Raw genomic sequence first — 17,140 nt, forward strand, 5'->3', positions numbered from 1 at the left:
CGACGGGTGCGAAGGCCCGCTTTTTGGTGTCCACGCACCGGCCCGGTGCCGCAGGCAGCTGACCGTCGGCGGAGACCCATGCCTCGCTCAGGTCGATCCCCTAGACTTGCCTTTCAACTTCCTACCCCGGGCCGAGCGCCCCCTGCGGAGATCCTGCCTGTGAAAAACACCGCCTTCGGGCGAAAACCCGGAAAGCGTGCCTGCCTCACCGGAACGGCGATGGCCGGCGTTCTCGCGGTGGCTGCCTGCACCTCCGCGAGCCCAGCCCCGGTTGCACCATCGGCCCCGCCGGCAGCCATTTCGAGCAGTCCGGCTGGGAGCACCACCTTCACCCTCGGGACCGCGGCTGATCCGGAAAGCCTCGACCCGGCCATGGTCAGTGACACCGAGTCCTATCGGGTGACTCAGCAGATGCTGCAGGGCCTCGTGGGAGTGGACCCCCTGACCTCGGAGCCCGCACCCCTGCTCGCGTCCTCCTGGGAGGAACGGGACGAAGGCCGGGCATACGCGTTCGAGCTGCGCGACGACGTCATCTTCCATGACGGCGAACCGTTCAACGCCGAAGCGGTCTGCGCGAATTTCGAGCGCTGGTACACCACTCCCCGCGCGGCACGCGCCACCACCACCGCCCTGCCGTTCGAGAATGTGTTCAAGGCCTATTCGGACGAGCCGGAGGTGTCGCTCTACTCCTCCTGCCAGCCCCTCGGACAGTTCGAAGTACTCATCAGCCTCGACAGCCGGATGACCGGCTTCATCCCCGCACTCGCCTCGCCCGGGTTCGCCATGTCCTCGCCGAAGGCACTGACCGAACTGGCGGCCAATGAGCTCACCGGCATCCGGGAGGGAACGCGGATCTCGGAATACGGCCGGAACCCGGTGGGCACCGGCCCCTTCCGGTTCACCTCCTGGGAGGAAGGCCGCGTCGAGCTGTCATTCTTCGAGGAGTACTGGGGCGAGCCGGGCGAGGTGAGGGACGTGGTGTTCACCACGATCGCCCACCCCGATGCCCGGCTGCGCGCCCTCACCACCGGAAGGATCGACGGCTACGACTTCGTCACCGTGGAGAACGCCGCCGAGGTCGCCCGGGCCGGCCTGCAGTTCCTGCAGCGGGACCCGTATTCGGTCCTCTACCTCGGAATGAACCAGGACTTCCCGGGAATCGATGACATCAAGTTCCGCCAGGCCGTTGCCTACGCCGTCGACAAGCCGGAGCTGATCTCCGGCCGTTTCCTCGAAGGAACCAAACCGGCGCGTCTCTTCCTTCCCGAAAAGCTCGGTATCAGCGGAGAGACCGTCGAGGCGTACGGCCACAACCTCGAAAGGGCCAAGGAACTCCTCGCTGAATCCGGGTACGACGGCGCCGAACTGCCCTTCTACTACCCGCTGGACATCTCACGCCCCTACCTCCCCGCACCTGAGAAGACCTACGCCGAACTGAGCCGGCAGCTTACCGCCGCGGGCCTGAACCTCAAGCCGATGCCGACCGAGTGGAACGAAGGCTACGTCGACGCGATCATGAACGAGGAGACCAGGGCCTTCCATCTCCTCGGCTGGAGCGGCAGCTACCAGGATCCCGACAACTTCGTGGGAGCGATCTTCGGCAGCTACTCCAACGAATTCGCTTTCGAGGACAACCAGCTGTTCAGCAAGATCAACCGTGCGCGCACGCTTCCCAACGGTGACGAGCGTCGCGAAGCGTATGCGGACATCAGCAGCCAGATTGCGGCCAGGGTCCCCGCCGTGCCGCTCGCGTTCCCGATCTCCGCCCTGGCCATGGCACCCCGCGTGGTCAGCTATCCGGTGAGCCCGGTCATGAACGAGGTGTTCAACCGCATCGACCTCGCTGACGTGCAGCCGGAAACCATGCCCTGACCGGCCCGGCTTCCGGAAGCAGCCCGGCCCGGGGATTTAAGTAAGCCAGCCGCGAGACGCTACGCTTCTATCGCTAGGACAACTGCGACTGGAGATTACGTTGACCGCAAACAGCCCGGCGGCATTCCCCGCAAAGACCACCGACGTCGTGCTCATCGGCGGCGGCATCATGAGCGCCACGCTGGGCGCCTTCCTGAAGCAGCTGCAGCCGGACTGGGACATCTCACTCTTCGAACGCCTCGACAAGGCGGGCCTGGAGAGCTCGGACCCCTGGAACAATGCCGGAACGGGTCACTCCGCGCTCTGTGAGCTCAATTACTCCCCCGCCGGCAGGGACGGCTCGGTGGACCCGGCCAAGGCCGTCGCCATCAACGAGCAGTTCCAGGTATCCCGCCAGTTCTGGGCCCACATGGTCTCCAAGGGTCACCTCGGCAATCCCCGGGACTTCATCAACCCCGTGCCCCACATGAGCTTCGTCTGGGGAAGCGCCAACGCAGCGTACCTTCGCAAGCGCTACGACGCGCTGAGCAGGCAGCCGCTGTTCCGGACCATGGAGCACAGTGAGGACCCCGCAACCCTCGCCGAGTGGACGCCGCTGATCATGAAGGGCCGCCCCTCCTCCCAGCCGGTGGCGGGATCGCGCGTACTCGGCGGCACGGACGTCGACTTCGGATCGCTGACCCGCGGCCTCACCACCTACCTCGAAGGCACCGGGGTATCGCTCAACTACAACCACGACGTCGGCGACGTAGCCCGCGCCACCAACGGCCGCTGGGACGTCAAGGTCAAGAACCGGGCGACCGGGCAGTCGAACACCGTCAACGCGAAGTTCGTGTTCATCGGTGCGGGCGGCGGCGCGCTCCACCTCCTGCAGAAGACCGGTATCCCCGAGGGCAAGGGTTTTGCCGGCTTCCCCGTCTCGGGACAGTTCCTCCGCTGCACGGACCAGGAACTCGTCAGCCAGCACAACGCGAAGGTCTATGGCCAGGCGTCGGTCGGAGCCCCACCCATGTCGGTGCCCCACCTCGACACACGCTACGTCAACGGCGAGCGCTCACTCCTTTTCGGCCCCTATGCGGGATTCTCGACGAAATTCCTCAAGCGCGGCTCCTTCTTCGACCTGCCCGGCTCCATCCGGTCGTCGAACCTCGTGCCGATGCTGGCCGTGGCGAAGGACAACGTGCCGCTGACCAAGTACCTCATCTCCGAGGTGCTGAAAAACCGGGACGCGAAGAATTCCGCGCTGCAGGAGTTCGTCCCGTCGGCCGACGGTGGGGCCTGGGAACTCATTTCGGCGGGCCAGCGTGTACAGGTCATCAAGAAGGCACCGAAAAAGGGCGGAGTCCTGCAGTTCGGGACCGAAGTCATCACCTCCGCCGACGGCTCGGTGGGGGCACTCCTCGGAGCCTCTCCCGGGGCGTCGACTGCGGCACCGATCATGGTCGAACTCCTCGGCCGCTGCTTCCCCACGAAGCTCGCCGACTGGGAACCGAAGCTGAAGGAGATGATCCCGGGCTACGGCGTCCGGCTCAACGAGAACGAGTCCCTCGCCGCGGAGATCCAGGATTCGACCGATTCGGTGCTGAAGCTCACGTAATTCCCGGCTGCCCCGGCTCGCCAGGCACCCGTCAGCACCGAAGGCAGGTCCATGTTCCGCTTGGCGCACCTCTCCCTGGGTAACCGGGCCCTGATCGCCCTTATCACCATCCTCGCGTCGGTCTTCGGTGTCATCACCCTCGGCTCGCTCAAGCAGGAACTCATCCCCTCGCTCGAGTTCCCGCAGATCACCGTGATCTCCTCGGTACCCGGTGCCTCCCCCGAGTACCTCGACAAGCAGGTCAGCGGCCCCCTGGAGAGCGCCCTGAGCGGCGTCGAAGGGCTCGAGTCGTCGTCGGCGACCTCACGCACCGGGGTCTCGAGCGTCAGCCTCGTCTTCGTCTACGGCACCAACCTGGACCGCGCCCGGGCCCAGGTGGACCGCGCCATCTCCACGGTCCGCCCACTCCTGCCCGACGACGTCGAACCCCAGGCCCTCGCCGGGAGCATCAGCGACCTGCCGATCGTCTTCATGGCCGTCTCATCGGACCGCACGCTCAGCGAGCTCAACGGCGAGCTCGCCCGGTTGACGGTGCCGAGGCTGCAGAAGATCGAGGGGGTGCGAACCGCGGAGATCACGGGCGGCACGAGCCAGCACGTGTCGATCATCCCCCGCGCCGGGCAGCTCGCAGCGGCAGGGCTCACGGTGGCGGGCCTCGCCGACACGCTCGAGAACAACGGAGCCCTGTTCCCTGTTGGAACCCTCGAGGAGGACGAGCGGTCGCTGACCATCCAGGCCGGCAGCCCGGTGGGATCCCTCGATGACCTCCGGGCTCTTCCCGTGCTTCCCAGCGACACCCCTGCCGGGGACAGCCCGCGCGGCGCACCGGAAGCCCCTGCCACTATCGGCAGTGTGGCCGACGTCGCCCTCGCCGATGACGAGCCGACCTCGGTCACGCGCACCAACGGCGTCGAGACACTGGCGCTCACCGTCACCAAGGTGCCCGACGGCGACACCGTGGAGATCTCGCAGCGAATCACCGAACTCATTCCGAGCCTCGAGACCGAGCTCGGCGACGCCGCCGACATCACCGTGGTGTTCGACCAGGCTCCGTTCATCGAACGATCGATCAGCGACCTCACCACCGAGGGCCTCCTGGGGCTGGGCTTCGCGGTGCTGATCATCCTGGTCTTCCTGCTCTCCGTCCGTTCCACGCTCGTGACGGCCATCTCCATCCCGCTGTCCCTGCTCATCACCTTCATCGGGCTGTATGCGGCAGGGTACTCACTCAACATCCTGACCCTGGGCGCACTGACGATCGCCATCGGCCGCGTGGTGGACGACTCCATCGTGGTCATCGAGAACATCAAGCGGCACCTCGGCTATGGCGAGGAGAAGCGCTCGGCGATCCTGACGGCGGTGCGCGAAGTGGCGGGAGCCATCACGGCCTCGACCCTCACCACCGTTGCTGTCTTCGCGCCGATCGCGTTCGTCGGCGGGCTCGCCGGGGAACTGTTCCGGCCGTTCGCCGTGACCACCGGCATCGCGCTGCTGGCCTCCCTCGCAGTGTCACTCACGATCATCCCGGTGCTGGCATTCTGGTTCCTTCCGCGGAAGACACCGGCGCCCCGCCGGGTCCGGGCCCGCCATGCCGGAACGGGAGCAGCAGGCGGCGGAAGCTCCGAAGCCGCCGTCGACATCCTGGCCGAGGCCCACCGCCGCGAGCAGCGCTCGTGGCTGCAGCGGGGCTACCTTCCCCTGCTGCACGGCACGCAGCGGCACCCGGTCTGGACACTGACGGCCGGCCTCGCCGTCCTCGGGGCCACCGCAGCGATGGTCCCGTTCCTTCCCACCAACCTGCTGGGCGGCACCGGCCAGAACAGTTTCAGCGTGACGCAGACCCTCGAGCCGGGGTCGAGCCTGGACACGACGACGGCGGCCGCTGCCCGGACGGAGGAGGTCCTCGCCGGCACGCCCGAGGTGCGGGACGTCCAACTCACGGTGGGCAACGCCCAGGGAGCCTTCGCCCAGTTCTCCCAGGGAGCTTCGGTGGCCACCTTCACCGTGATCACCGAGGAGGACACGGACCAGGAAGCGCTGCAGGAGAGCGTACGGGCACAAGTCGGGGAACTCGACGACGCGGGGACGTTCTCGCTCTCGAGCCAGCAGGGCGGCTTCGGCACCTCGAGCACCATCGACATCAACATCACTGCACCGGCCGGCGAGGATCTCCAGGCGGCGAGTGACGCCGTGGTCACCGGTATGCAGGGGCTCGACGGCGCCGGGGAGATCTCGAGCAACCTCTCCGCCGCGCAGCCGCAGGTGCAGATCGACGTGAACCGCGCGGCCGCCGTGGAAGCCGGACTGAGCGAGGGGCAGATCGCCGGACTGCTGGGCAGCAGCATCAGTCCCCTCCCTGCGGGTTCCCTCCGGTTCGATGCCACCGACTACCCGGTGCTGATCGGCGAAGGAACGGCCATCACCAGCCTCGGACAGCTTCAGGGCCTCACCCTCCCGACTCCCGCCGGACCGGTACCGCTGACCGACGTGGCGAGCGTGGCGGAGGTACAGGTGCCGCTCTCGGTGACGAGTTCCAACGGCGAGCGCACCGCGCGCGTCTCCATCACGCCGTCGGGCGACGACCTCGGCTCCCTCACTGCAGCAGTGACCGAACGGCTCCAGGGAATCGGGCTTCCGGCGGGCGCCACCGCCACGCTCGGCGGCGCCGCAGAGCAGCAGGCGGAGTCCTTCGACCAGCTGTTCCTCGCCCTGTGGGCCGCGGTGGCGATCGTGTACGTGATCATGGTGGCGACGTTCAAGAGCCTCGTCCAACCGCTGATCCTGCTCGTCTCCATCCCGTTCGCAGCCACAGGGGCCATCGCGCTCCTGCTGGTCACCGGCATTCCGCTCGGATTGCCCTCGCTGATCGGCATGCTCATGCTCGTGGGGATCGTGGTCACGAATGCGATCGTGCTGATCGACCTCATCAACCAGTACCGTCTCCCGCACGAGGGAAAGCCGGGCATGCCGGTGCGCGAGGCGATCATCCAGGGAGCCCGCCAGCGCCTGAGGCCCATTCTGATGACCGCGCTGGCCACCGTGTTCGCCCTGACTCCCATGGCGCTCGGGCTCACGGGCGAGGGGGGCTTCATCTCCCAGCCCCTCGCCGTCGTCGTGATCGGCGGCCTGGTCTCCTCTACGGCACTCACGCTGATCCTGGTGCCCGTGCTGTACCGGCTGGTGGAGGGGCGCCGGGAGGACCGTGCGCTCCGGCGGCTCAGGGAGGAATAGCTTTCGGGAGGCAGCGTCCGGAACGAACAGCCCCGGAACGAACAGGCGCCGGAACTAACAGGGCGTGCACGCCGGCACGGCGGAACAATGCCGCCGCCGTCGGGGTTGGACAGTAGAGTGGATGCAATTGCATCTACTCCGCTGCAGTCCATTCCGGCAGGAGACCGACCATGCCCACCGATCCGCCACCCGTCCGGCTGACCTCCGAAGCCTGGGAGTCGCTGTTCCGGGCGCAGGTCACCGTGATGCGGCGCCTGCGGCAGGACCCGGCCTTCCGGCAGTTGGCGATCGGCGAGTACGACGTCCTGTTCAACCTCACCCGGTGCTCCACCGGGTGGACGCGGCTCAACGAGCTGAACGGGCACCTGCTCATCAGCCAGCCGAGCCTGAGCCGCATGATCGATCGCCTCGAAGCCAAAGGTCTGGTGGCGCGGCGCGCGGCCGAAACGGACCAGCGCGGCGTGGAGGTAGCGCTGACCGACGAGGGCCGGGCCCTGCAGCACAGCATCGGCAGCGCACACGTGCAGCGCATCCAGGAGGTGCTCGGGCCCGTCCTCAGCAGTGAGGAACTCGAACAGCTGCGCTTCCTCACGGGGAAAATCACCCAGGCAGTGGAGCAGCAGCCCTGAGCCTCCGTTCCACCCCGAAGTTCCACCGCCACGTTCCACCCCGACGTTCCACCCCGCACCGAAAGGCATTCTCCGCATGAGCCCCTTCACCGCAGATTCCATTCCCGACCAGACCGGCCGGACGATCATCATCACCGGAGCGAACAGCGGCATCGGCCACCAGGCGGCAACCGCCCTGGCCCGCAAGGGAGCGCGCGTGGTGCTCGCCTGCCGGGACGAGCGTCGGGGGCGCGACGCTGAGAAGCGGATCCGCTCCCTCAGCGGCAGCAGCGCGGTGGAACTGCGCCTGCTCGACCTCTCGAGCCTGGCGTCCGTACGGAAGTTCGCCGACAAATGGACGGGACCGCTGGATGTTCTCATCAACAACGCCGGCGTCATGGCCACTCCGCGGCAAGTCACCGAGGACGGGTTCGAGCAGCAGTTCGGGATCAACCACCTGGGGCACTTCGCGCTGACCGGGCTGCTGCTCGAGCACCTTCGGCAGGCGGAGGCGCCGCGGGTGGTGACCGTGTCGAGCCTTGCGCACAAACGGGGTCGGATCAACTTCTCGGACCTCCAGTCGGCGAAACGCTATCGCCGGTGGTCCGCGTACCAGCAGAGCAAGGCCGCGAACCTGTACTTCACGATCGAACTCGACCGCCGTGCCCGTGCGGCAGGCTGGCCGCTCGCCTCGGTCGCCGCGCATCCCGGACTCGCCAACACGAACCTCACCGCCGGGATGAAGCTGCCGACAGCGCTCGATGCCTTCGGCGCCTTCGTCAAACTGATGAGCCAGTCCGATGCCGCGGGCGCCCTTCCCGTGCTCTACGCTGCCACCGCGCCTGATGTCCAGGGCGGCGACTACTACGGACCGGACGGTCCGGGTGAGACCCGCGGGAACGCCACGCTCGTGGCGCCGTCGTCCCGGGTCCTGGACCGGGACGTCGCCACCCGGCTGTGGAACCGGAGCGCCGAGCTCACCGGTGTCAGCTACGCGACCCTGCCTCAGCCCGCCTGAGGCGCGAACTGCAGCGAGGCGATGACCTGCCGGGTCACCGCGAATTGCGGCGAATCGAAGTAGGCCTGGGCCTCGCCGATGGTGCCGAAGGTGACGTTCTGCGGGCCGGTGTTCGCCGGAGCCTTCGGCACGAGCACCTCGAGGTCTCCGAAGCTGACGCGCCCGAGGGCATTGTCCGCCAGGACCGTGTTGGTCAGCGCGCAGGCGACGCCGTCGGCGCCCCCCACCGAATCGGTAATGCCGTACGAGCTGAAGAACCGGAATCCCTGGATGATCCGCATCACGAGGCGCGGTTCGATGGCATCGACGGCGCCGGGGGCCGCAGGAATATTCAACGGCTCGCTGCCGAGGACGTAGTAGGGCGTGGGGTCGGTGGCGGGGCAGGGCGGCTCTTCGGTCTGGATTCCCGAATGGAGCTCGGCCGCAGTGGTTCCGGCAGGTGTACGCACGGCGTAGTGCACTGCATCCGCCGCATAGACGCCGGGACCGGGTTCGATCGGCTGGACCACCCAGTCGGCCGGCAGCTCGAAGCTGAGGAGCCTGTGCGGATCGGTGAAGACCTTCCACCCCTCGCGTGCCTCCCGGGGAGGTGTCGTCGCTTCGGGGGCGCTGGAGGTCGCGACGGCGGATGGTGCCCCGGCGGACGGGCCGGCGTCCGGGGGCGCTTCGCCGCCTCCCGAGCAGCCGGCGAGCAGCAGGGCCGCGGCGAGCACTGCCAGCGCCCTGCACCGGAGCGGTTTCGCGGAAGTCATGCCGTCAGTGTAGATGGGCCGGTGCCGGGTCGGCGGGCGTGCCACTCCGCAGGTTCCGGACTTTGCGCACGGCAGCGACGACGGCATGCGCCGCCGTCTCCAGCTCCTCCCCCGGTGTGTCGCGGGTCCACGACAGCCGCAGGGCGCTCTGGGCCGTCCCGGGATCGATGCCCAGCGCCAGCAGCACCGCGGACGGCTCGTCCGACCCCGCGGCACACGCGGAACCGCTCGACGCGACGACGCCGAACCGCTCGAGCTCCAGCAGAACCGCTTCACCGCTGACCCCCGGGAAGCAGAACGACGCCAGACCGGGGAGACGCTGCGTGGCGTGCCCTGTCAGCCGGGCGTCGGGCACGTGGCCGAGGACATGGGAGATGAGCGCATCCCGGTGGACCGTCGCCGCCCCGGCTGCTTCGGGCAGGGCTCCCTGCGCCAGTTCGAGCGCGGCCGCCAGTGCTGCGGCGCCGGCCACGTTCTCGGTGCCCGAGCGGCGCCCGCGCTCCTGGCCCCCTCCGTGCTGCCCGGGTTCGAGGGGAATCCTGCCCCTGCAGTAAAGCGCTCCGATCCCCTTCGGCGCGCCCAGCTTGTGCCCGGAGATGCTGAGGGCGTCCACTCCGAGGGCTCCGACGTCGAGCGGCAACCAGGCGGCCGCCTGCACGGCGTCGCTGTGGAAGGACACGCCCGCGGCGGCGCAGACCGCCGCCAGCTCGGCAACCGGCTGGACGGTTCCCACCTCGTTGTTCGCGTACATGATGCTGCACAGCGTGGTGTCCGGGGTGAGCATCTCCTTCAGTGCTGCGGGCGACACGATTCCCTCCGCCGTGACCGGGGCCACGGAGACCCGGTAACCGTGGAAACGCGTCAGGTAGTCGAGTGTGCCGGACACTGCTGCGTGCTCGATCGGGCTCGTGACGATGTGCCGTCCGCGCGGAGCTGCGAGTGCAATCCCCTTGAGTGCGAGATTGTTCGATTCGGTTCCGCCCGAGGTGAAGGTGATTTCCGACGACCGGCAGTGGAGGAGCCGGGCGACGGTGCTGCGTGCTTCGTGGAGCGCAGCGGCTGCTGCTTCCCCCGGCGCATGGTGGCTCGAGGGATTCCCGAAGTTCGCGGTCAGCAGCGGCCACAGCGCCTCGAGTGCCGCACGCTGGGGAGGGGCGGTGGCGGCGGCGTCGAGGTAGATCATTCGCTCGGGGTGAAGTCGAGGCCGAGATCGAGGGCCCTCACGCTGTGGGTCAGGGCGCCCGCGGAGATGACGTCCACCCCCGTCCGCGCGATGGCGGCGATCGTGTCGAGGCGGACGTTGCCGCTGGCCTCCACGAGTGCACGGCCGTTGATCAGCGCCACTCCCGCAGCGAGGTCCCGGAGGGAGAAATTATCGAGCAGGATGGTGTCCACGCCTGCGGCGAGGACGGGATCGATCTGGTCGAGCCGGTCCACCTCCACCTCGAAGTGCACCGTGTGCGGGAGGCGCGCGCGTGCTTCGCGCAGTCGCTCGGTGAGGGCAGCGGGTCCGTCGGCCGAGAACAGCGCAAGGTGGTTGTCCTTGGCCATCACCGCGTCGGAGAGGCTGAAGCGGTGATTGAAGCCACCGCCGCACCGAACAGCGAAGCGCTCCAGGACGCGGAGGCCGGGGGTGGTCTTCCGGGTATCCACAACCCGGGCGCCGGTGCCCTGCACGGCCTCGACAAAATCCCGGGTCATCGTGGCGATGCCGCAGAGCCGCTGGACGAGGTTCAGGGCCGTGCGCTCCGCGGTGAGGATGGCCGCTGCCGGGCCGTCAACAGTGGCGAGGACGGCCCCGGGGCCAAAAGGTTCGCCGTCGCGCACCGCCATTCGTACCTCGATCGAGGGATCGGTGAGGCGGAACGCCGCCTCGAGGATCGAGGCGCCGCAGAAGATTCCCGCCTCGCGTGCCGTGATCGAACCGGTCGCGCGCAGCCCGCGCGGCACGAGCACCTGGCAGGTGATGTCACCCCACGGCGCATCCTCTTCGAGGGCCGAGGCCACGATGCGCTCCACCACGGCGGCTGGAGGAGGTTGCAGCAGGGGTCCGGGCGCGACCCCGGCGGGATTCCCGGGCCGGAACTGGGCCCTGGTCATGAGTTCACTCCTGCTGCTGCGTTCGAGAAGGCCATGGAGCTGCCGAACCCTACCGGCTTCCTGGATCCTTCGGGCACTGAAGGTCGGTTCGAGGCGGAGTCCGGGTCATCGGAGCGGTAATGGGCACCCCTCGAGGTGGTCCGTGCTGCCGCAGCGTGCACCACCAGGCGTGCGGCGAGGAGGAGGTTTCCCTGTTCGCGGTCTCCCACGGAGGAGACGGCTGTCCCGAACTGCGCCAGCTGCTTGGCGGCGATCCGCAGGCCGTTCCCGTCCCGGACCACGCCAACATGGTCGGACATCAGTCGCTGCAGCTCGGCGCGGGTGAACGCCTGCTCCACGCCGGAGCCGCCGAGGTCGAGCGGCGTCGAGGCGAAGACCGGCCAGGGGGCGACGGACGCGGCGGCCGAGAGTGCCGCCGCGGCCCGCGCGCCGAAGACAAGCCCCTCGAGCAGCGAGTTCGACGCGAGCCGGTTGGCCCCGTGGACGCCGGTGCAGGCGACCTCCCCCGCCGCGTACAGACCGGGCAGGGAGGTGCGGCCCCACGTGTCTGTTCGTACCCCGCCCATCCAGTAGTGAGCCGCCGGCACCACGGGGATCGGCTCCACCGACCAGTCGAGCCCGTGCCGCCGGGTCAGCGCCGTCAGGGTGGGAAAGCGGCGCTCGAGGAAGGAACGGCCCAGCCCGGTCGCGTCGAGGAACACCCGGGCCTCCCCCGTGGCTGCCAGGTGGCGGGCAATGCTCCGGGACACGAGGTCGCGGGGTGCCAGGTCGCCGGCTCCGGTGAAGTGCTGCAGGAACCGTTGTCCCGACGCGTCGACGAGGTGCGCCCCTTCCCCACGGACGGCCTCGGAGATGAGCGGATTACCCGGGACGTCCAGTGCCGTGGGATGGAACTGGAAGAATTCGGCGTCGGCCACCGCCGCTCCCGCGTACCAGGCGAGTGCGACGCCGTCGGCCGTGGCCACCGAAGGGTTCGTCGTGTGTTCGAACAGTTGGCCGGCGCCGCCCGTGGCCAGCACGACGGCGTCGGCCTCGATCACCGATACGGCACCGCTGCCGGTGATCAGCTCGACGCCGGCGGCCCGGGGTGCCTGTTCGTCATCCGCACGCAGGATCGCCGTGACGAACGCGTGTTCGACCACCTCGATGGCGCCGTCGGCCCGGACGGCAGCAATGAGCCCGGCGAACAGGCCCGCGCCCGAGGCATCTCCGCCGATCCGCAGGATCCGCGGGGCGGAATGGGCGGCCTCACGCCCGAGCGCCGGCTGCGCGCCCTCGGCGTCGAACGGCACTCCGAGTTCCTCGAGATGCGCGATGTGCTGCGGGGCCTCCCCACACATCAGCGTGACGGCATCCTCGGCGCAGAGACCCGCGCCGGCGGCCAGGGTGTCTGCGATGTGTGCGCCGATGCTGTCGGAAGCAGCGATGCCCGGGATGACCGCTGCGATACCGCCCTGCGCGTACCGGGTGTTGCTCTCCTCGATGTTCCTTTTCGTCAGCAGCGTCACCTGCGCGCCGGGATCCAGCGCGCGGACCGTGAGTGCTGAGTACAGCCCTGCGGCGCCACCGCCCACCACCACGACGCGCTGCGCCTGCGTTCCCTGCGCGCCCTGCCTCCCTTGACTCATGGCTGCACCGCGAGCATCCGCGTCAGGGCGATCCGGGACGGCCCGGCGACGTCGTCGGGGACGGTGATGCGGTTCAGTACCTCGCCGCGCACCAGCGCCTCGAGCACCCAGGCAAGGTACCCGGGATGGATCCGGTACATCGTCGAGCAGGGGCAGATCACCGGGTCGAGGCAGAAGATGGTGTGCTCGGGGTGCTGTGCCGCGAGCCGGTTGACCATGTTGATCTCGGTCCCGACGGCGAAGGTGCTTCCAGGCGCGGCCGCAGCGATGGCTCTCCGGATGTAGTCGGTGGACCCGGCCTCGTCGGCGGCATCGACCACCGCCATGGGGCATTCGGGGTGCACGATCACGCGAACGCCGGGGTGGTCGTTCCGCGCCTTCTCGATCTGGCCGACCGTGAAGCGCTTGTGCACCGAGCAGAATCCGTGCCAGAGGATCACCTGCGATTCCAGCAGGGTCTGCTCCTTGCTGCCGCCCAGGGGCTTGCGCGGATTCCACATCGGCATGTGCTCGAGGGCCACGCCCAGCGCCTTGGCCGTATTGCGTCCCAGGTGCTGGTCCGGGAAGAACAGGACGCGCTGCCCCCGCTCGAAGGCCCACTTCAGGACGGCGGCGGCGTTCGACGAGGTGCAGACGATACCGCCGTTCCTGCCGCAGAAACCCTTCAGTGCGGCGGATGAGTTCATGTAGGTGACGGGAATCACCGGAACCCGGCCGCCGGCGTCGGGCTCGGTTCCGAACAGGTCCGCGAGCTGTTCCCAGCACTCGGTGACGGAGTCTATGTCCGCCATGTCGGCCATCGAGCAGCCCGCCGCGAGATTGGGAAGGATCACCGCCTGCGCGGGCTGCGACAGCAGATCCGCCGTCTCGGCCATGAAATGGACCCCGCAGAAGATGATGGCTTCAGCTGCTGCGCGCTCCGTTGCAGCACGAGCCAGCTGATAGCTGTCGCCGACGAAATCGGCGTACTTCACCACTTCATCGCGCTGGTAGAAGTGCCCGAGGATCACCGCCCTGTCACCCAGGTGCTCCTTGGCCGCGAGGATCCGCGCGTGGAGTTCCTCCTCCGACGCCGTGCGGTATTCTGCGGGCAGCTCGCCCTGGCGGGGGGTCGCGGCGGGAGCGCTGTCCGCCATCGATGCGCCAGGACCGTAGCCGGGAAGGGGTGCGGCGTCGAACGTCCAGGGAGCCGAGGCAAGATCCGGGGAGCACGTGCGCGCGGTGCCTGCGGACCGATCGGCGTCGGCACGTGAGACGAGCTGGATTGCGGTGTTGACCGAGGTCATGGGTTTCTCCCTGCAGGAACCGGAACGGACGTGCTGGCTGGGGTGTTCAGTACTGCTTCGGCGGCGGCCGGCGCGGGAGCGCCGGTGTAGCGGTAGAGGCGCGGCGGGCGGTGGCGGCCGCCCTGCTGGAACTCGTCGGTGGCCGCGATATCCGGCGCGGCACGCAGGTGGCGCCGGAAATTCGCAGGATCGAGCTCCAGGCCCAGCACCGCTTCGTAGACCTCACGTACCTGCGCGAGTGTGAACCGCTCACCCAGGAAGTGGTAGGCGATGGAGCCGTAGGCCATCTTGTTCCGAAGCCGCCACAGAGCGTAGTCGACGATCTCGTTGTGGTCGAAGGCCAGCGGTTCGAGGGAATCGGCCCGGAACCACTGGACGTTCTCGGACTCACGGGCCTGGTGGGCCTCGTCGGGTTGCACCAGGGCCCAGTACACGATCGACACCAGGCGCTGCGTCGCCGCGCGGTCCACGCTGCCGAAGGCGTACAACTGCTCGAGGTAGCGGGGTGCGAGCCCGGTGGTGTCGGAGAGGTTCCGTCCGGCGGCGTCATGGAGCGACTCACGGCTCCCCAGGGGCCCGCCCGGGAGCGCCCATTTACCGCGGTGCGGCTGGCGGATCCGCCGGACCAGGGGCAGCCAGAGCTCGGGGCGGCCTGAATCCGGATCATGCCGCAGGGCGAAGATCACGGTGGAGATCGCGAGCGAAGGCGGCTGGAGCTCCCGTTCGGAGACGTTCGCCGAGGAGAAAGCCATGGCAGATCCCTTCCGGCATCAGCAGTATCAGTGTTATTTAGGAGTTATAGTCAGCGTGACTATTACTCACCAAGAACTATAACCCATGCCGGTGACAACCTCCTTCGGAAGGCGTTCGCCGGCAGACCTGCCGTTGCCGCCACCGCGAAAGGGTCGCCTGGTGGAGACGTCCGCCGGGTTGCATCGCCTCCGTGTGGTGACTAGGATCACAGGTGCCGGTTCGAAGCTGGCCCGGCGGCGGGAATGTGTTCAACGGAGCACACGTTCCTGCCGTCTCCTTTTGGGCATGGCTTCCGGTACCTCTTCAGCGCCCTTCCCGCCTCCGCCCAGCCCTTCCCGCCTTCCGTTGCTCAGGACAACGTGCAGCCGGGCTGCGGCCGGGAACTGCTGCATACTCGATGGGCGGTGCGCCACGGTGGGTAGTGTAGTAGTCCGCGGCCGCCGGGTCGCGGGACAACAGGAGGGGTGGGCCATGGGACGGCACAGCGATCATCTGGTGGAGGGCACCGATCCGCAGCTGGCGGTGGTGCTGCACCCGGCGCCGACCGGAAGCGGGCTACGCCCCATACTCCTTCTGCACGGCTTCGCCTCGTCCTCGCGCCTCAACTGGGTGGACACGGGCTGGGTGCGGTACCTCAACGACGCCGGCAGGACCGTCATCACCGTCGACCTGCCGGGCCATGGCGGAAGTGCGGCGCCCGAGGAACGTGACGCCTACTCCCCCAGCCGGATGCGCGCGGATCTGCTCCAGATTCTCCAGGACGAGGGGGTCCTGCCGCTGGCGGCGGAGAAGGCAGCCTCAGGCGTGGACATCATCGGGTACTCGCTCGGCGCCCGTCTCGCCTGGGAGTTCGGCGCCACCCAGCCCGAGCTCGTCCATCGCATGGTGCTGGGCGGTCCCGGCATCGAGGACCCCCTTGCCGAGTTCGATCTGAATGCCGCCCAGCAGTTCATCGCCGACGGGTCACCGATCGCTGACACCTCGACGGCGAATCTGCTGCGGATGGCCCGGCTCGTCCCCTCCAACAATGTCTTCGCACTGCTCACCATGGTCGAAGCCGTCAAGGGTGAGCCGTTCGTGCCGTCCGAGGCGGTGCCGAAGATCCCGCTTCTCCTGGTGGCCGGGGACCAGGACGAATTCGCCCGGTCTGCGCCGGAGCTTGCCGCCCTGGCCCCAGATGCGCAGCTCGAATGGCTGCCCGGGCGCACCCATTCCAACGCCATCACTTCCCGCGGTTTCAAGACGGCCGCCGTCCGCTTTCTCGCAGAAGAGGCGTAATCCGACGCGACGCGGCATTAAGTTTTGGTAAAGTCGACCTGCCGAGGGGCAGGCACCAGGTAGACGCGCGCTATAATCGGAACTGATCAGTAGGCTTACCTTTGATCCAGCGGTCTCACTCTTTCCACATTCAGCTTCCAGGAGAACACCCATGGATGTGCTCCTCGCCGAGCGGTACCAGACCACGAGCCTCCTGGGCGTAGGTGGCGCCGCCTCGGTGTACCGGGCGGTGGACAGGAACCTGGGTCGCGACGTCGCAGTCAAGATCTTCAATCCCACAACCTCCGACGACGACGACTATCGCCGGCAGCACACCGAGACCATGCTGCTTTCCACACTGAACCATCCGGGGCTCGTCACCCTCCATGACGCCGGAATGTACGAGGACGCGGACGGACACGCTTCCGGCTTCCTGGTCATGGAGCTCATCGACGGCGAGGACCTCCGCAAGTCACTGAAGAAGGGCCCGCTCCAGGCGGCGGAAGTGGCCCAGGTGGGAGCCGACCTTGCCGATGCCCTCGCCTACATCCATGCACAGGGGGTGGTACACCGGGACGTCAAGCCCGCGAATATCCTGATGTTCCACTCCGGCGACAACGACACCCGCATGTACCCGAAGCTCACCGACTTCGGGATCGCGAGGATGGTCGATGCCACCATGGCGACAGCCACGGGTGCCACGATCGGGACCGCCAACTACCTGAGCCCCGAGCAGGCCGAGGGTGCCGCGGTCGTCGGAAGCAGTGATATCTATTCGCTGGGACTCGTCCTCCTCGAATGCCTGACGGGAGAGAAGGCCTTCCCCGGACCCATCGTCGAGGCTGCCCTCGCACGCCTGCTCCGGGATCCGGAGGTTCCGCTCTGGCTGGGCCGTGACTGGGTGGACCTCCTGACGCTCATGACGGCACGGAACCCGCTCGAGCGGCCTGGCGCCCACGACGTCGCACTCCTGCTCCGGACCCACTCCGATGACGGCTCAGGCTTTTCCACCGTCGGCCTGCCGCCGGAGTCGGCGCC

General features: G+C 68.2%; 13 protein-coding genes. 7 read left to right on the forward strand and 6 right to left on the reverse strand.

The window, feature by feature from the left end; all coding sequences use genetic code 11:
• The first annotated feature begins 372 nt into the window (after positions 1-372).
• The 5 genes from Y705_RS0110265 to Y705_RS0110285 all read left to right on the forward strand — a co-directional run bounded on the left by Y705_RS0110265 (position 373) and on the right by Y705_RS0110285 (position 8,326).
• Positions 373-1,872: an ABC transporter substrate-binding protein gene (locus Y705_RS0110265; protein ID WP_253908578.1), complete on the forward strand. Its 1,500-nt coding sequence runs from the start codon at positions 373-375 to the stop codon at positions 1,870-1,872.
• Between the two features lie 100 nt (positions 1,873-1,972).
• Positions 1,973-3,469 (forward strand): malate:quinone oxidoreductase, encoded by a 1,497-nt coding sequence (locus Y705_RS0110270; RefSeq protein WP_026532789.1) that lies wholly within the window; start codon positions 1,973-1,975, stop codon positions 3,467-3,469.
• A gap of 51 nt (positions 3,470-3,520) precedes the next feature.
• Positions 3,521-6,700, forward strand: a complete 3,180-nt coding sequence (locus tag Y705_RS19050; protein ID WP_049822585.1) for an efflux RND transporter permease subunit — start codon at positions 3,521-3,523, stop codon at positions 6,698-6,700.
• Between the two features lie 170 nt (positions 6,701-6,870).
• On the forward strand, positions 6,871-7,329 hold the full coding sequence (locus tag Y705_RS0110280; RefSeq protein WP_026532790.1) for a MarR family winged helix-turn-helix transcriptional regulator: 459 nt from the start codon (positions 6,871-6,873) through the stop codon (positions 7,327-7,329).
• 76 nt (positions 7,330-7,405) lie between these two features.
• Positions 7,406-8,326 carry an oxidoreductase gene (locus Y705_RS0110285; protein ID WP_049822586.1) on the forward strand — a complete coding sequence of 307 codons (921 nt, stop codon included), beginning with the start codon at positions 7,406-7,408 and terminating at the stop codon, positions 8,324-8,326.
• On the opposite strand, the gene Y705_RS19055 is transcribed toward Y705_RS0110285, so the two are convergent.
• Genes Y705_RS19055 through Y705_RS19065 form a run of 6 tightly spaced genes read right to left on the reverse strand, consistent with a single transcriptional unit; the run spans position 8,314 to position 14,844 of the window.
• The gene (locus Y705_RS19055) at positions 8,314-9,078 is read right to left on the reverse strand and encodes a hypothetical protein (protein WP_155850024.1); all 765 of its coding nucleotides are present in this window, start codon (positions 9,076-9,078) and stop codon (positions 8,314-8,316) included. The genes Y705_RS0110285 and Y705_RS19055 overlap by 13 nt on opposite strands.
• Positions 9,079-9,082: 4 nt before the next feature.
• Entirely contained in the window at positions 9,083-10,261 is a 1,179-nt protein-coding gene (locus Y705_RS0110295; protein ID WP_026532792.1) for a cysteine desulfurase family protein, read from the reverse strand.
• Entirely contained in the window at positions 10,258-11,178 is a 921-nt protein-coding gene (gene nadC, locus Y705_RS0110300; protein ID WP_081737965.1) for a carboxylating nicotinate-nucleotide diphosphorylase, read from the reverse strand. The genes Y705_RS0110295 and nadC overlap by 4 nt, the downstream gene beginning before the upstream one ends.
• Positions 11,175-12,806 carry an L-aspartate oxidase gene (gene nadB / locus Y705_RS19060; protein ID WP_049822588.1) on the reverse strand — a complete coding sequence of 544 codons (1,632 nt, stop codon included), beginning with the start codon at positions 12,804-12,806 and terminating at the stop codon, positions 11,175-11,177. Before nadB ends, nadC begins: the two co-directional genes overlap by 4 nt.
• Positions 12,803-14,092 (reverse strand): quinolinate synthase NadA, encoded by a 1,290-nt coding sequence (gene nadA, locus Y705_RS0110310; protein ID WP_026532794.1) that lies wholly within the window; start codon positions 14,090-14,092, stop codon positions 12,803-12,805. Before nadA ends, nadB begins: the two co-directional genes overlap by 4 nt.
• Positions 14,089-14,844: an NUDIX hydrolase gene (locus Y705_RS19065; RefSeq protein ID WP_049822589.1), complete on the reverse strand. Its 756-nt coding sequence runs from the start codon at positions 14,842-14,844 to the stop codon at positions 14,089-14,091. The genes nadA and Y705_RS19065 overlap by 4 nt, the downstream gene beginning before the upstream one ends.
• A gap of 472 nt (positions 14,845-15,316) precedes the next feature.
• Here Y705_RS19065 and Y705_RS0110320 point away from each other — a divergent pair, with 472 nt between their 5' ends.
• Together Y705_RS0110320 and Y705_RS19070 are read left to right on the forward strand one after the other, a co-directional pair.
• Complete coding sequence (locus Y705_RS0110320) at positions 15,317-16,123, forward strand: alpha/beta fold hydrolase (RefSeq protein ID WP_026532795.1); 807 nt, start codon at positions 15,317-15,319, stop codon at positions 16,121-16,123.
• A 151-nt stretch (positions 16,124-16,274) separates the two neighbouring features.
• Positions 16,275-17,140: serine/threonine-protein kinase (locus Y705_RS19070; RefSeq protein ID WP_081737966.1), on the forward strand; the 866-nt coding region annotated here is incomplete at its 3' end.

Origin of the sequence: Arthrobacter sp. H41, from assembly GCF_000520535.1 — a bacterium.
GTDB lineage: Bacteria > Actinomycetota > Actinomycetes > Actinomycetales > Micrococcaceae > Arthrobacter_D.

Bases quoted from the DNA above. Each gene is read 5' to 3' on its own strand.
- nadA (WP_026532794.1), bottom strand. From the start codon at position 14,092: ATGACCTCGGTCAACACCGCAATCCAGCTCGTCTCACGTGCCGACGCC.
- Y705_RS19050 (WP_049822585.1), top strand. From the start codon at position 3,521: ATGTTCCGCTTGGCGCACCTCTCCCTGGGTAACCGGGCCCTGATCGCC.
- Y705_RS0110295 (WP_026532792.1), bottom strand. From the start codon at position 10,261: ATGATCTACCTCGACGCCGCCGCCACCGCCCCTCCCCAGCGTGCGGCA.
- Y705_RS0110280 (WP_026532790.1), top strand. From the start codon at position 6,871: ATGCCCACCGATCCGCCACCCGTCCGGCTGACCTCCGAAGCCTGGGAG.
- nadC (WP_081737965.1), bottom strand. From the start codon at position 11,178: ATGACCAGGGCCCAGTTCCGGCCCGGGAATCCCGCCGGGGTCGCGCCC.
- Y705_RS0110285 (WP_049822586.1), top strand. From the start codon at position 7,406: ATGAGCCCCTTCACCGCAGATTCCATTCCCGACCAGACCGGCCGGACG.
- nadB (WP_049822588.1), bottom strand. From the start codon at position 12,806: ATGAGTCAAGGGAGGCAGGGCGCGCAGGGAACGCAGGCGCAGCGCGTC.
- Y705_RS19055 (WP_155850024.1), bottom strand. From the start codon at position 9,078: ATGACTTCCGCGAAACCGCTCCGGTGCAGGGCGCTGGCAGTGCTCGCC.
- Y705_RS0110320 (WP_026532795.1), top strand. From the start codon at position 15,317: ATGGGACGGCACAGCGATCATCTGGTGGAGGGCACCGATCCGCAGCTG.
- Y705_RS0110265 (WP_253908578.1), top strand. From the start codon at position 373: ATGGTCAGTGACACCGAGTCCTATCGGGTGACTCAGCAGATGCTGCAG.
- Y705_RS19065 (WP_049822589.1), bottom strand. From the start codon at position 14,844: ATGGCTTTCTCCTCGGCGAACGTCTCCGAACGGGAGCTCCAGCCGCCT.